General features: G+C 50.3%; 16 protein-coding genes. All 16 read right to left on the minus strand.

The window, feature by feature from the left end:
- Positions 1 to 348: 348 nt before the first annotated feature.
- Positions 349 to 1,839, minus strand: a complete 1,491-nt coding sequence (gene lysS / locus NK662_RS21755; RefSeq protein WP_254761082.1) for a lysine--tRNA ligase — start codon at positions 1,837 to 1,839, stop codon at positions 349 to 351.
- Between the two features lie 123 nt (positions 1,840 to 1,962).
- The gene (gene dusB / locus NK662_RS21760) at positions 1,963 to 2,982 is read right to left on the minus strand and encodes a tRNA dihydrouridine synthase DusB (RefSeq protein WP_254761083.1); all 1,020 of its coding nucleotides are present in this window, start codon (positions 2,980 to 2,982) and stop codon (positions 1,963 to 1,965) included.
- 16 nt (positions 2,983 to 2,998) lie between these two features.
- Positions 2,999 to 3,208 (minus strand): helix-turn-helix domain-containing protein, encoded by a 210-nt coding sequence (locus NK662_RS21765; protein WP_254761084.1) that lies wholly within the window; start codon positions 3,206 to 3,208, stop codon positions 2,999 to 3,001.
- Positions 3,160 to 3,675 (minus strand): 2-amino-4-hydroxy-6-hydroxymethyldihydropteridine diphosphokinase, encoded by a 516-nt coding sequence (folK, locus tag NK662_RS21770; RefSeq protein ID WP_254761085.1) that lies wholly within the window; start codon positions 3,673 to 3,675, stop codon positions 3,160 to 3,162. The genes NK662_RS21765 and folK overlap by 49 nt, the downstream gene beginning before the upstream one ends.
- The gene (folB, locus tag NK662_RS21775; RefSeq protein ID WP_254761086.1) at positions 3,672 to 4,034 is read right to left on the minus strand and encodes a dihydroneopterin aldolase; all 363 of its coding nucleotides are present in this window, start codon (positions 4,032 to 4,034) and stop codon (positions 3,672 to 3,674) included. Before folB ends, folK begins: the two co-directional genes overlap by 4 nt.
- A complete protein-coding gene (gene folP, locus NK662_RS21780) occupies positions 4,027 to 4,884 on the minus strand; it encodes a dihydropteroate synthase (protein WP_254761131.1) in 858 nt (285 codons plus the stop codon). The genes folB and folP overlap by 8 nt, the downstream gene beginning before the upstream one ends.
- Positions 4,877 to 5,737 carry an aminodeoxychorismate lyase gene (pabC, locus tag NK662_RS21785; protein WP_254761087.1) on the minus strand — a complete coding sequence of 287 codons (861 nt, stop codon included), beginning with the start codon at positions 5,735 to 5,737 and terminating at the stop codon, positions 4,877 to 4,879. Before pabC ends, folP begins: the two co-directional genes overlap by 8 nt.
- A complete protein-coding gene (gene pabA / locus NK662_RS21790; RefSeq protein ID WP_254761088.1) occupies positions 5,731 to 6,315 on the minus strand; it encodes an aminodeoxychorismate/anthranilate synthase component II in 585 nt (194 codons plus the stop codon). The genes pabC and pabA overlap by 7 nt, the downstream gene beginning before the upstream one ends.
- Complete coding sequence (locus NK662_RS21795) at positions 6,312 to 7,709, minus strand: anthranilate synthase component I family protein (RefSeq protein ID WP_254761089.1); 1,398 nt, start codon at positions 7,707 to 7,709, stop codon at positions 6,312 to 6,314. The genes pabA and NK662_RS21795 overlap by 4 nt, the downstream gene beginning before the upstream one ends.
- Before the next feature lie 125 nt (positions 7,710 to 7,834).
- Positions 7,835 to 8,158: a nuclear transport factor 2 family protein gene (locus tag NK662_RS21800; protein ID WP_254761090.1), complete on the minus strand. Its 324-nt coding sequence runs from the start codon at positions 8,156 to 8,158 to the stop codon at positions 7,835 to 7,837.
- A gap of 1 nt (position 8,159) precedes the next feature.
- A complete protein-coding gene (gene cysK, locus NK662_RS21805; RefSeq protein WP_254761091.1) occupies positions 8,160 to 9,080 on the minus strand; it encodes a cysteine synthase A in 921 nt (306 codons plus the stop codon).
- A gap of 102 nt (positions 9,081 to 9,182) precedes the next feature.
- Positions 9,183 to 10,058: an Hsp33 family molecular chaperone HslO gene (hslO, locus tag NK662_RS21810; RefSeq protein WP_254761092.1), complete on the minus strand. Its 876-nt coding sequence runs from the start codon at positions 10,056 to 10,058 to the stop codon at positions 9,183 to 9,185.
- Positions 10,024 to 10,848 carry a type III pantothenate kinase gene (locus NK662_RS21815; protein ID WP_254761093.1) on the minus strand — a complete coding sequence of 275 codons (825 nt, stop codon included), beginning with the start codon at positions 10,846 to 10,848 and terminating at the stop codon, positions 10,024 to 10,026. The genes hslO and NK662_RS21815 overlap by 35 nt, the downstream gene beginning before the upstream one ends.
- 262 nt (positions 10,849 to 11,110) lie before the next feature.
- Positions 11,111 to 13,030, minus strand: coding sequence for an ATP-dependent zinc metalloprotease FtsH (ftsH, locus tag NK662_RS21820; protein WP_254761094.1), 1,920 nt, complete (start codon positions 13,028 to 13,030; stop codon positions 11,111 to 11,113).
- Positions 13,031 to 13,115: 85 nt separating this feature from the next.
- Complete coding sequence (hpt, locus tag NK662_RS21825; RefSeq protein WP_254761095.1) at positions 13,116 to 13,658, minus strand: hypoxanthine phosphoribosyltransferase; 543 nt, start codon at positions 13,656 to 13,658, stop codon at positions 13,116 to 13,118.
- Positions 13,655 to 15,085 (minus strand): tRNA lysidine(34) synthetase TilS, encoded by a 1,431-nt coding sequence (gene tilS, locus NK662_RS21830; protein WP_254761096.1) that lies wholly within the window; start codon positions 15,083 to 15,085, stop codon positions 13,655 to 13,657. Before tilS ends, hpt begins: the two co-directional genes overlap by 4 nt.
- Positions 15,086 to 15,127: the final 42 nt, after the last annotated feature.

Genomic DNA, 15,127 nt, shown 5'->3' on the forward strand with positions numbered 1-15,127 from the left:
CTCTCCATAAAAGTGTTTGTCTAGCTTCAAAAAATAAATGTTGACGTTTTGTGTTTTGTTCAGTTTTCAAAGAGCTTATCTGTCGCTCAAAAGCGACTTTCACATCTTAACATTTATCAATCACATCGTCAAGCGTTTTTTAAATTTCTTAAACCGTCACTGACGACGTTTATTAATATAACAGCTGCCAAAATATATTGCAATACTTTTTATCACTTTTTTATAAAAAGTGATCCTTTAAACTGTAATCCCTATCTGAGAAGGTATCCAGTCCAGCATGCACTCCTGCTCCCATCCAGAAAAACACCTCTTGAGCCACCACGGCCCAAGAGGTGCAATTCTAACTCATCAGTCCTGCTTATGACGCATAAGCGGGAACAGCAGTACATCACGGATGGATGGGGAATTCGTCAACAGCATCACCAGACGGTCGATGCCGATTCCGAGGCCGCCTGTTGGAGGCATACCGTATTCCAGCGCTTCAATATAGTCATCATCCATCATATGAGCTTCGTCATTGCCTTGCTCACGCTCTTTCAGCTGCGCCTCAAAGCGTTCCTTCTGATCAATTGGATCATTCAGCTCTGTGAAGGCATTTGCATGCTCACGCGCTACAATGAACAGCTCGAAACGGTCTGTAAAGCGCGGGTCTTCATCATTCTTCTTCGCCAATGGAGAGATTTCCACCGGATGGCCATAGATGAAGGTAGGCTGAATCAGGTGCTCTTCTACTTTTTGCTCAAAGAACTCATTAATGATATGCCCTACTTCCATATGCTCAGTCACTTCCACCCCATGCTCCTTGGCAAGGGCGCGCGCTTCCTCGACACTCATCGGAGCCCAGAAGTCAGCACCGCAGAATTCCTTGATCGCATCCACCATGTGCAGCCGCTTCCACTCAGGCTGCAGGTCGATCTCGTAGTCTCCATACGTAACCTTTGTTGTGCCCAATACTTCCTTCGCAATGTGGGCAATCAAATTTTCAGTCAGGCTCATGATATCCTTGTAATCAGCATATGCCTCATACAGTTCAATCATGGTGAACTCAGGGTTGTGGCGCGTGGAGATTCCTTCATTACGGAATACGCGGCCAATTTCATATACCTTTTCCAAGCCGCCGACAATCAGACGCTTCAGGTGAAGTTCAATTGCAATACGCATATACAACTGCATGTCCAACGCATTATGATGCGTGATGAACGGGCGGGCAGATGCACCGCCGGCAATGGCATGCATCATTGGCGTTTCAACCTCTAAGTAGCCATGGTCATCCAGGTATCTTCTCATTGCTTGAATAATTTTACTGCGGGCAATAAAGGTCTGGCGGCTTTCCATGCTTGTGATGAGGTCCAGATAACGCTGGCGGTAGCGCTGCTCGATGTCTTTTAGACCGTGATATTTATCAGGAAGCGGACGCAGTGCTTTTGTCAGCAAGGTGAAATCTGTTACTTTAATGGACAGCTCGCCCACTTGTGTTTTGAACAGCACCCCTTGGATACCTACAAGGTCCCCAAGATCTGCAGTATTAAAGATTTCGTATTGCTCTTCGCCGACAGCATCCATACGGACGTAAATCTGAATTTGGGCATACAGGTCTTGAACGTGGGCGAAGCCAGCCTTTCCTTTGCCGCGCTTCGTCATAATACGGCCTGCAATCGCAACCGCTACAGCCTTTTCATCCAATTCCTCTTTTGACAATTCCCCATATGTTTGCAGCAGCTCTTGTGCAGAGTGTGTGCGCTCATAGCGCTTGCCGAACGGATCCAAGCCTTTTTCGCGCAGATTATGTAGCTTTTCGCGCCGCACGAGCAACTGGTCGTTTAATTCTTCGTGACTCATTGTATCAACTCCAGCTTTATAAAATTTGCAATATATCCAGTATAACACTTTCTTGTCAACTAGAAAAACTGCCAGCGGCATACTGGCAGTTTTTCTCTAGTATAGGCAGAGCTGTCAAAATTGTCAAACAGCGCTTGCCTGATCCATATTGTCTGGCAAAGCTGCTTCCTTCTGCGCTGCCTCGTCCGCAAAAGAAGTCAGCAGTCCAACCAGCTCATCACGAGAGTTGCATTCATTGATTGAGCTGCGTACATGTGCATTGCCGCGGACGCCCTTCAGGTACCAAGCCGCATGCTTTCTCATCTCTTTTACCGCAATTTTCTCATTCTTCAGGTTGATGAGACGGTCCAGGTGCAGCACACACACATCAATCTTGTCGTGCACGCTTGGCTCCGGCATAAGCTCGCCTGTTTCCAGATACTTCACGGTACGGTAAATCATCCACGGGTCACCGAGAGCCGCGCGGCCGATCATGACACCGTCCACACCGATTTCATCAAGCATGCGCTTCGCATCCTGCGGTGTTTCTACATCGCCATTGCCGATTACAGGAATGCTGACTGCTTCCTTTACCTGCTTGATCAGACTCCAGTCTGCTCTTCCTTCATACATTTGGGCACGTGTACGGCCATGGACTGCTACAGCCTGGCCGCCTGCGCGCTGTACAGCCAGGGCATTTTCCACTACATAAATGTGGTCTTCATCCCAGCCTGTGCGCATCTTGACTGTCACCGGCTTATCCACTGCGTCTACAACAGCCGCCACCATTTCATATACCTTGTTCGGATCCAGCAACCACTTGGCACCGGCATCACACTTCACAATCTTCGGAACCGGGCAACCCATATTAATATCAATGATATCTGCCGTCGTATTCTTATCTACATACTTGGCTGCTTCTACAAGCGTTTCCTTTTCACCGCCAAAAATCTGCAGGCTCAATGGCTTTTCACGCTCATCAATATACAGCATATCCAGTGTCTTTTTGTTGTTGAAAAGGATTGCTTTGTCGCTGACCATTTCCGCACAAACCAGGCCGGCGCCAAATTCTTTTACTGTCAGGCGGAATGCCGAATTACAGACACCTGCCATCGGAGCAAGGACAACGGGGTTTTTCATTTCAATGTTGCCGATTTTCAGCATTGTTCTTCCTCCTCCATCAGTCACTCTTTGGTGTAAGTTCCTCTATTGAAACTTGCAGCACCTTGGTGATTACTGCAAGAAGCTCCTCAGAAGGAATGCGGTTCCCTCTTTCTATTTCTCCCAAGACCGAAACAGACACACCCAGCTGCTTCGCAAAGCTCTCCTGTGTGTATCCCTTTAACTTCCGAAAAGCGCGAATCCGTCTTCCCCATTTTTCCGCTTCCATACTGTAACTCCCTCTCGCCTTTTCATATCATCGAGCTGTATATCTGAGATTTCACTCTTCATCTCTGCATTGATTTCTAATAAAGGGACTAGTACGAAAGCTCTCTCATGCATGCGAGGATGAGGAATGATTAGGTTCTCTGCTACAATATTTTCGTGATTAAACAGCAAAATGTCAAGGTCAATCGTCCGCGGCCCCCAGTGAATTTCCCGCTTTCTTCCCAACTGCCGTTCCGTCTCTTGTATGTATGCCAAAAGCTCTCCGGGAGACAGACTGGTAGAAACTTTTACTGCCATGTTCAAGAACTTGTCCTGCTCTGTATAGCCAACCGGATCTGTTTCGTAAATGGAAGACAGAGCTTCCACCTGGATGTCCGGATGCCCTCTCAAGGAAGAAACAGCTTCGGACAGAAAGGCTGCCCTGTCCCCGATGTTGGAGCCAAGCGCAAGGTATGCGGTATTTCTCATGCTCTTGCCCTCGTAATCTCAACAGCCACCGCGCGGTAATGCCCTGGAATAGGCGGGTCAGGCTTGATCACCTTGACCGTGCAGCGCTGGATCAAGGAATATTGCTGCAGAATGGACTCAGCAATTTTTTCCGCAACACTTTCCACAAGCTTATACGGTTTTCCCTGCACAATCCCCTCACAGAGATGATACAGCTCCCCGTAGTTGACAGAGTACTGCAAGTCATCTGTTGTGCCGGCCAGCTTCAAATCCAGCTCCACGGACAAATCCACACGGAAGCGCTGACCGAGCTTCGTCTCCTCGGCAAATAAACCGTGATAGCCGTAAAATTCCATATCATGCACATAGATTTTATCCAACGTAGACACCTCGCTTTCCAAGCATTGCATCCATCATCTTTGCCATTCTGGAGATTTCCAACACATCGTGCACCCGGACGATATCACAGCCCTTTTGAATCCCGAGGCAAACCGTTGCTCCCGTTCCTTCCATTCGCTCGCCCACCGGCAAATCCAGCACTTGGCCGATGAAGGACTTCCGGGAAGTCCCCAGCAAAATCGGATAGCCCAGCACGGTGAGATCCTCCAGCTGGCGCATGACCTCCAGGTTCTGCTCCGGGGTTTTCGCGAAGCCGACACCCGGGTCCAGGATAATATTGTGGTCAGCAACACCTGCCGCCTTTGCAAGCTTCACGCTTTCGTACAGGTCTGCAATCATATCCGCCATCAGGCTGCGGTAATTGCGGTCACGGCGGTTATGCATCAGGACAATCGGAACATCATAGCTTGCGGCCACCTCCACCATCAATGGATCTGCCTTGCCTCCCCAAATATCATTGATGATATGGGCGCCGGCTTCAATGGCTTGTCTGGCCACCTCTGCCTTGTACGTGTCAATGGAGATAGGCACCTGCACCTCCTGCGAAATTGCACGGATGACAGGAATCACCCGCTGCAGCTCTTCTTCAGCTGTGACCGGCGCAAACCCCGGTCTGGTGGACTCACCGCCGATATCAATGATATGGGCGCCCTGCGCCACCATCTCCTTCGCATGTCTGACAGCTGTTTCCACCTCGTTGTAATTTCCTCCATCAGAGAAGGAATCCGGTGTCGCATTAAGAATGCCCATGACCGCTGTCTGTGTCGTAATGTTCAATTCATATGGCCCGCATTGTATATTCTGCTTCAAGCTGCAGTCCCCCTTATAAATCTTGTTTGCTCCACAAAGTATGTCGATGTTTTATGTATTCCTGAAAAAGGGCACGGGTAATCCTGCCGTCTTTTCCCGGGAAAGAAATTTGTTGTACTGATGATAACGGAACAATCTCCTGCACTGAATTTGTCACAAAAATCTCTTCAGCCCCCAGCAGTTGCTCTGGCCTGAATAAGCCCACTTCTGTCCGGATGCCAAGCTTGGCGGCCAGTGCCAGCACAAGCTCCCGGGTAATGCCATTGAGGATTCCGGTATCCAGGGAAGGTGTGCAAAGAACACCCTCCTTCACAAAAAAGATATTGGAGGTGACCCCCTCAGCCACGTGGCCCTCCCCCGTCAGAAAGAGGCCTTCCCGCTGCAGGCCGGGGCCTGCCTCCCGCTTTCCGAGTATGCTGTTCAGATAATGATGGGACTTCAGCCGGAACTCTCCTTCAGGCGTATTGCGGCGCTGCTCCAGCAGGATACCTTCCTTCTCCGCCATCCCGGTGCCCGCTGGCGGCAAGGGCTTCACGAAGACAATGACAGTGGGCTGCTCATAGGCATCTGTCTGCAGGCCAACCTCTCCACTGCCTGCCGAGACGTTGAAACGAATATAGGCATCCTGCAGCCCATTTGCCTCCAGCAGCATGCCCACGATCTCCCCCATCTGCTCCCGGGTCATGCCCAAGCGGATCTGCAGGGCAGACAGAGCGGCCATCAGCCGCTCAAAGTGGTCGTGCAGCAAAAAGGGATGTCCATCATACGTACGGAAGGTCTCGAATACACCCAGGCCATACAGGAACCCATGGTCATAAGGGGAAATCCGGGCTTCGGCAGCCGGCAGCACTTCTCCATTCAGGTAGATCAGCATGTGACCGCCCCTTCGTACTTCTTAATGAAGTTCTGCAGCAGCTGTTTGCCGTAAGCCGTCATGATGGACTCCGGATGAAACTGCACACCCTCCACTGGAAGTGTTTTATGGCGCAGTGCCATAATCTCCCCTTCCGCTGTCCAAGCAGAAACCTCCAGGCACTCCGGCAAGGTTTCCTTTTTCACGATAAGGGAATGGTATCTTGTTGCGGCAAACGGATTCGGAATATCTGTAAAAATGGTCTTGCCGTCGTGGTGCATCTGCGAAGTCTTTCCGTGCATGAGCCGTTCCGCACGCACCACTTCCCCGCCGAATACCTGGGCAATGGATTGATGGCCCAAGCATACCCCGAACAGCGGGATTTTCCCGGCAAAGTGACGGATGACGTCCATGCTGATGCCGGCCTCGTTCGGGCTGCAGGGTCCCGGTGAAATCATGAGGAAGGAAGGCTTCAGCTCCTCAATTTCCGGAATTGTAATCTCATCATTCCGCTTCACGACCAGCTCCTGCCCCAGTTCCCCAAGGAACTGCACCAGATTGAAGGTAAAGGAATCATAGTTATCAATCATCAGGATCACGCCTGCTCCCCCTCGCTGCTTTCCTTGGCGCGCCACAGGGCCGCCGCCTTTTTCAAGGATTCTTTATATTCATTTCTTGGGTTGGAGTCAATGACAACCCCGGCCCCCGCCTGCACATAGGCTTGTCCATCCTTGGCCAACAGGGTGCGGATGACAATGTTCAGCTCCATCTCGCCGGAATAGCCAATCCATCCGATGGAGCCCGTATAAATTCCTCTGCGAACCGGCTCCAGCTCTTCAATGATTTCCATGGTGCGGATTTTCGGTGCACCGGTAATTGTACCACCCGGGAAGACCGCCTTGATGACATCAAAGACACCCTGGTTTGACGCCAGTTCTCCGCGTACATTGGAGACGATGTGCATGACATGGGAGTACCGTTCGATGACCATGAACTCGTCCACCTCTACTGTGCCATAGCGGCATACGCGGCCCAGGTCATTACGTTCCAGGTCAACAAGCATAACATGCTCCGCCCGTTCCTTTTCATTTTCAATGAGTTCGCGGGCGAGTGCCTCATCCTCTTCCAGGTCCTTGCCCCGGGACCGGGTACCGGCAATGGGACGCGTACTGACTGCTGTCCCCTGCTTCTTGATCAGCAGCTCCGGCGACCCGCTGACAATCTGGAACTCGCCAAGCTCCATGTAGCCCATATAAGGAGAGGGATTGATCTCCCGCAGCTTTGTGTAGATCTCCAGCGGATGGGAGCGCAGCGGCTTGCCCTGCCGGACTGATAGATTCACCTGAAACACATCTCCTGCTGCAATATACTCCTGCACACACTTGACCGCGTCCATGAAGCCCTCCTCTGTAAAGGAAACCTGCAGGGCTGCATCTTCCTGTGCAGGGTAGTCCAGCCGGACAGCGGGTGCGGGCTGCAGCCACGGCTCCTGCAGTTCCCTCAGCCGTTCCCGGGCAGCTGCCTCTTCCCCTTCATAGGTCACCATCACCCACAGCTTCTGTTCATCCTTGTCATATACATATACCTCATCAAAAATGAGCAGAAAGACATCAGGAATCTCCAGGTCATCCGCTGCCAACGTATCCAGCTTCTCAATATAGCGGATGCAGTCATAGCTGAAATAGCCGATGGCGCCTCCCTGGAATGGGGGATAGTCAGGGTGCTGGGCTGTCTGCCGCTCTGCCATGTAGCGCTCCACCAGATCCAGCGGATTGCCCTCCCAAACATGCTCTCTGCTTCCTTCCGTGATATGCAGTTCTGTTCCCTTGCCCCGCAGCACGGCAGCCGGCTGCAGACCTGCGATATGATAACGGCCGCCGCGTGCGCTCTCCAGCAGCACATGCTGCCGGCTTTCACGGGACAGCCATTTATATTGGATAAAAAAGTCATTTTTATATGGAACGGAAACCGCCAGTACGTTACGTTGCCTCATAGGTACACCTCTCACCAGTTGACTTACTATCCCTTATTGTACACGAAGTTTCACAGGACGTTCATATTTAATTGTCTGGGAAATGCCGCCCGCACCAAAAATAAAGACACCCAAATTGGGTGCCTTTATTTGATAAACCATATGCGTTTAATCAGTCCATCCTGCAATTCATAAGTGGCCAGCGCCTCAATCGGCTCGCCGCCGCGGCCGGTGATCCGCTCATGGTCCATTACATGGGAGCCGAGCCGGGCCCGGTGCACAAGCTCACAATGCATATTCGGATATTGGCTGAACAGCTTGCTGTACCGCTCCCTCATTGCCTCCTTGCCGGAAAACAATAACATATCAGGGTGGTCATAGGCTGTCACGTCATCCGTATAGGCCTGCAGGAATTTCTCAACGTCCTTGCTGTTGTAGGCATCCAGCTGCCACTGTACTGCATCCTGCATCTTAAGATTCGAACTGGTACAGAGCTGTGCTCAGGTAACGCTCGCCGTTACTTGGGATGATTGCCAAAACCTTTTTGCCTTTGCCAAGCTTTTCAGCTACCTGCAGTGCTGCATAGATGGCTGCACCAGAAGAGATGCCAACCAGGATGCCTTCCTCGCGAGCCACACGGCGGGCATATTCAAATGCCTGGTCGTTGCTCACTTGGACTACCTCGTCATATACTTCTGTGTTCAGCGTTTCAGGAACGAAGCCTGCGCCAATGCCCTGGATTTTGTGAGGGCCTGGCTTGCCGCCGGACAATACAGGGGAATCAGTTGGCTCAATCGCATATACCTTCAGGCCTGGGAAGTTCTCCTTCAGCACGCTGCCCGCGCCGGAGATTGTGCCGCCAGTACCAACGCCGGAGATAAAGGCATCCAGCTGGTCCATTTGCGCAACGATTTCAGGGCCCGTAGTCAAACGGTGCACCTCTGGGTTTGCTTCGTTTTTGAACTGCTGCGGCATGAAGTAGCCATGCTCCTTGGACAGTTCTTCTGCTTTACGAATCGCTCCGCCCATGCCTTCCGGTCCTGGAGTCAGTACAAGCTCAGCTCCATAAGCGCGAAGCAGATTGCGGCGCTCCATGCTCATTGTTTCCGGCATAACGAGAATGGCCTTGTAGCCTTTTGCTGCCGCAACCATTGCCAAACCGATGCCTGTATTGCCGCTTGTTGGCTCAATGATTGTATCGCCAGCCTTCAGCTTGCCGTCCTTCTCCGCCGCTTCAATCATAGCCAAAGCGATGCGGTCTTTTACGCTGCTGCCCGGATTCATAAATTCCAGCTTCAGATATACCTCTGCGCTATTTTCATTTACTACACGGTTTAATTTTACGATTGGTGTGCTGCCGATTAATTCAGAAACAGATTGTGCCACTTTCATTCTCTTCACCCCTAATGCCGACTATTTGTATTGGATTTATATCCATTTTTACAGATGTGAAATTATTTGTCAATTCATCTGCCTTGCAAAAAGTGAATTTTCTTATAAGTTTTGGATTAGCTGATTCAGGTCATCCTGTGTGAAGACATATGTTTCATTGCAGAAGTGGCAATGCGCTTCCGTTTTTTCTTCCTCATCCCGGATTTGCTCCAGTTCTTCTTTGCCCAGGCTGACAAGAACACCTTCAATGCGCTCGCGTGAGCAGGTGCAGCGGAATTGTACGTCCATCTTCTCCAGGATTTGCACGTTGTCCTGGCCCAGAAGCCGGTACAGAATCTCCTCCGGTGTCAGGCCCTGCTCAATCAGCTTGGACACTGGCGGAATTTCCGCAATGCTCTTTTCAATTGCAGCGATGGTCTCTTCCTGGGCGCCCGGCATGATTTGCAGAATAAAACCGCCTGCCGCCAGAATGGAATCATCCCCGTTTACCAGCACACCGACACCCACTGCAGATGGAACCTGTTCAGACACCGCAAAATAGTAGGTGAAGTCTTCCCCCAGCTCCCCGGATACAATCGGCACCTGGCCGACGAATGGGTCACGCATGCCAATGTCCTTAATGACAGTCAAAAAGCCTTCTGTGCCCACAGCCTCGTATACACGCAGCTTTCCTTGCTCATTTGCTTCAAAATCAACATGAGGATTGGAAACATAGCCGCGCACTTCACCCTTGGCATTCGCATCAACCATGATAATGCCCAGTGGTCCGTTGCCTTCCACCTTGATGGTCATTTTCTGGTCACCCTTCAGCATAGCACCCATCATGGCACCTGCAGTTAGAGAGCGTCCCAGTGCTGCAGAAGCAGTACGCCATGTATCATGGCGGCGCTGCGCCTCACTGACTGTGTTCGTTGTTAATGTGCCATAGGCACGCACTTCGCCGTTATAGGCCAGTGCCTTTATTAGATAATCGTTCACTTCGTTCACCCTTTTCCAGTTGTGAACCAGCATTCCGCTCATAGAGAATGTACAGCCCTTTCAACGTCAGGAATGGATCAATGATATCAATGACATCTGACTCCTCTGCAATCAGCTTGGCCAGTCCTCCTGTCGCGATGACAGTAGGCTCTGTTTTTGCCTGTGCCTTCATGCGCTTTACAATTCCTTCTACTTGGCCGACATATCCGTATAAGATTCCGGATTGCATGGCTGTAATCGTATTCTTCCCAATAACCTCGCTCGGCCGGGTAATTTCAATTCTTGGCAGCTTGGCAGCCCTCGTATACAGCGCTTCCGCAGAAATCATAATACCAGGGGTGATGGCGCCACCCATATAATGTTTTTCTTCGTTAATATAGCAATATGTAGTAGCAGTGCCAAAATCGACAATAATCAGCGGGCTTCCATACAGCTGGATGCCGGCAACCGCATTCACAATCCGGTCTGCCCCCACCTCGCGCGGGTTCTCGTACTTGATATTCAGTCCTGTCTTAATGCCAGGCCCTACCACCAAAGGCTTTTGTTTAAAATACTTCTCGCACATTCTTTCTAAGGCAAACATAATCGGCGGCACAACAGAAGAAATAATGACGCCCTTAATATCACCAAAATCAATGCCTTCATGCGCCAGCAGCTGCTTGACAAACATACCATATTCGTCTTCTGTTTTGTTGCGATTCGTCTCAATGCGCCAATGCTGGCGAAGCTGTCCGTTCTCAAATACGCCCAGCACCGCGTTAGTATTCCCGACATCCAATACGAAGATCATGCTCTCACCACTTATTTGAAATTTTATGAATACATCTCTCAGGAAGTTCCCTTACCTCGTGTGCGCCAGCCTCCCAGCCTCACACAAGCATGTACCTATCATAGCATATTTTCGAGAAAAGCGAAGCCGGCTCGTTCAGCTCACCGAAGGGAGGTTCCGGTTGCTAAAGGGCGCTTTTTGCCCATCTGTGCGCCCTGAAATGCCGGCTTCCGGCTGTCTATGCGGACAGGTGCTTCCTGACAAAAAAAGGAGTGACATATTGTCACTCCTTCGGCTCTTCAGATTGTTCCCCTTCTTTCTTCGGTGCGATGTTCACCTTCACATCGTCAGAGAAGAAGGAACCCTTTGCTTTACGCTCAGGCAATGTCCCATTTTCATACAGGCTCTTGATTTGCTCTGCATCCAATGTTTCCACTTCCAGAAGCGTTTTTGCGATAATCTCAAGCTTGTCACGCTTATCAGTCAGAATTTCCTTCGCACGGGCGTAGGATTCCTTCATGATGCGCTGCATTTCCAGGTCGATTTCGTGAGCAATTGCATCACTGTAGTTCTGTTCTGTGTGGAAATCTCTTCCCAAGAACACCTGGCCGCCTTGAGAGTTGCCGAATTGCATTGGGCCGAGTTTATCACTCATCCCGAACTCAGTCACCATGCGGCGGGCAATGCCTGTCGCACGCTGGAAGTCATTGTGGGCTCCTGTGCTGACCTCGCCGAAGACAATCTCTTCCGCAACACGGCCGCCAAGCAAGCCGACAATCTTATCAAGCAATTCCGGCTTTGTCATGAAGTAACGGTCTTCCTTCGGCAGCATGACAGCGTAGCCGCCAGCCTGGCCGCGAGGCACGATGGTTACCTTATGCACCATGTCAGCTTCATCCAACACCATACCGATTACTGTATGACCGGCTTCATGGTAAGCCACAATGTTACGTTCCTTTTGAGAGATGACACGGCTTTTCTTCGCAGGACCTGCAATGACGCGGTCTGTCGCCTCATCAATATCCGTCATTTCAATGCGCTTCTTATTTTGGCGGGCTGCTACAAGCGCTGCCTCATTCAACAGGTTCTCCAAATCTGCACCGGAGAAGCCTGGTGTGCGCATTGCAATTGTTTTCAAGTCAATGCTCTCATCAAGCGGCTTGTTGCGCGCATGCACCTTCAATACTGCCTCGCGTCCTTTTACATCCGGACGGTCCACAGTGATCTGGCGGTCAAAGCGTCCCGGACGCAGAAGCGCCGGATCCAGAATATCAGGACGGTTTGTTGCCGCTACGATGATAATTCCTTCATTAGCACCGAATCCATCCATTTCCACGAGCAACTGGTTCAGCGTCTGCTCGCGTTCGTCATGGCCACCGCCAAGACCGGCGCCACGCTGGCGTCCGACTGCGTCAATTTCATCAATAAAGATGATACATGGCGCATTCTTCTTCGCGTTCTCGAACAAGTCACGAACGCGGGAAGCACCGACACCGACAAACATTTCCACGAAGTCAGAACCGCTGATGGAGAAGAATGGCACGCCAGCCTCTCCAGCCACCGCTCTTGCAAGCAATGTCTTACCTGTTCCCGGAGGTCCGACCAAGAGAACGCCTTTCGGAATACGGGCGCCCAGCTCCGCAAATTTGCGCGGATCCTTCAGGAATTCCACCACTTCCACAAGCTCTTGCTTCTCTTCATCTGCACCAGCCACATCACGGAAGCGAACCTTCTTCTTGTCATCATTGTAGAGCTTCGCTTTGCTTTTGCCGAAGTTCATAACCCGGCTGCCGCCACCCTGTGCCTGATTGAGCAGGAAGAAGAACAGGATGAAGATGATGACAAACGGAATGATGGATGTAAAGAACGTCACCCATGCACTTGTCTCTTCGGCAGGCTTATATCCAATGGATGTATCCTTAACCTTATCGTTAATCTTCTTCTGCAGCTCCTCAGTGCTTGGAGCATATGTAACAAAACCGCTGTCAGCCGCGTCCCCTTCGAACTGGCCTCTTACTTCAAACACGCCATTCTTTGGCTGCAATTCGACTTTACGTACCTCTCCGCTTTCAAGCTTGGAGAGGAATTTATCGTAAGTGATGGACTTTGTCTGCTGAGTAGAGCCATTAAAGTAGCTGACAACACCGATAACAACCAAAAATATCAGTAAATAAAAGATGGTATTACGGAAGATGCGATTCATTCCTAACCTCCTCTCACAACATACCCGCTATAGTAAATAGTAACATAGAAAAACTTTCCTATCCAACTGAAAAGCGCTTATATCCTTATTTTGAATAAACACTCGGTTTTAATACGCCAATGTACGGAAGATTGCGGTATTGCTCCTTATAATCCAGTCCGTATCCGACAACGAATTCGTTTGGAACAGTAAAGCCCACATAATCAGCTTCGATATTAATTTTTCTGCCTGAAGGCTTATCCAAAAGTGTTACGATTTTCACTGATTTTGCCTTGCGGTAGCGGAACAGTTCAGCCAAATAGCTGAGAGTCAAACCGCTGTCGATAATATCCTCAACAATCAGAATATCACGGCCTTCTACAGAAGTATCGAGATCCTTCAGGATTTTCACTTCTCCCGTGGATACAGTGGAATGCCCATAGCTGGAAACTGCCATGAAATCCATTTCCAAATAGGTGTCCACCCGCTTCAGCAGGTCGCCCATGAAAGGCATTGCTCCCTTGAGCACACCGATTGCAAGCGGAACTGTATCCTTATAGTCCCCTGTAATCTGCGCCCCAAGCTCTCTTACCTTCTGTTGAATTTCCTCTTCTGAAATTAATACCTTTTCCATATCCTGATTCATCAATTGTCCATCCTCCTAGAAGACTCCTTGCTTTTGTAGTGAATGAGTATGTAGCTGCCCCCGTCTGCCTCATCCGGCTGAACTGCCAGATGGGACCGCTTTAAACGCGGCAGCCAAACGATGGTTCCCTCTGCATCACAAACGACCGGCCATTGTTCTCTCATCAGCTTGGGCACTTTCGCTTCGATAAAAATAGCTTTCAACTTTTTGGTGCCATTCATACCCTTAACCGTCATCCGGTCTCCATCTTTACGGGAGCGGACTGTAAGTGGAAGGGATACGAGCCTGCTGGAAGCAGCGAATATGCATGCGTTGCGGCCAGACGGAATCATACTGCTGATTTCTGCCTTCAGCTCATCGCCGTTTGGCAAAATAACGGTTCCCGGCACTTCCAATATGTAAGAAAAAGGGGAAGCCTCTTCCTTTAAAAAGCTGAAGCTGCATTCTTCATATGTACGAACGACATGTAAGCCTCCCGGGAAATGCAAAGTCCCTGAAGGGCGGGAGCCTGCAAGCAAATTCAGCACCTGATCAATATGTATAGAAGAGAGCGATGACGGAAGCTTATGTTCATAAAGATAGTTTAATATTAGTTGAATCACCCTTCTTTGTAAAGGCACAGCAATGGATTCCAGGAGGGGGACTGATAAGACGACACAATTTCGATTCTTTGTCTTAACTACTTTATTCATTTTCCCGGAGGCTAATTCCTGCAAATATGCTTCGTCCTCCTGAAGAAACTTGCTGAACTGCTGGAACCTCTCATGCACTGCCGGATTCTCCCGTTTTAAATAAGGGAGGATATGCCGGCGGAAGCGATTCCTTGTATAAGTGTCCTTGGCATTGCTCGGGTCTATGCGGGGATTCAAGTTCATTTCCTCACAATACTGCTCAAGCTCCTGCTTCGCAGCCGCCAGAAAAGGACGGATGATATACCCCTCCGCAAAGGGGCGCTTTACCGCGATCCCGGCATACCCCTGAGGAGTGCTTCCTCTCGTCATGCGCATAAGAATGGTCTCTATCTGGTCATCTCCATGATGCCCCAACGCCAGATAGTGGGCATGATGCTTGTCCATGACTTCCTTCAAAAAGGCATACCGGCATTCACGCGCGGCAGCCTGGGCACCCAGCTGGTGCTCCTTCTGGTAGGCAAGCACATCGATCTTCGCCGCTTCACAGGCAATGCCCCACTCTTCGCAGACTCTCTGTACATATAGCAGGTCTTCATGGGACTCCTCCCCGCGGAACATATGGTCCACGTGGGCGGCAATCACTTGAATGCCATGCCGCTCCTGCGAGCGGTATAAATAATGGAGCAGCGCAAGGGAGTCAGGTCCTCCGGATACTGCGGCAACAACGACAGCCCCCGGATGCAGCAATTCATTTTCTTTTACAAATGTGTCAATCTGATGAACAAATGCATGCTTCAAACTGCAGCTCACCTTTCAAATTTACCCATTTTCTCTTTCTTA

It is taken from the genome of Ectobacillus ponti, assembly GCF_024294785.1.
GTDB lineage: Bacteria > Bacillota > Bacilli > Bacillales > Bacillaceae_G > Ectobacillus > Ectobacillus ponti.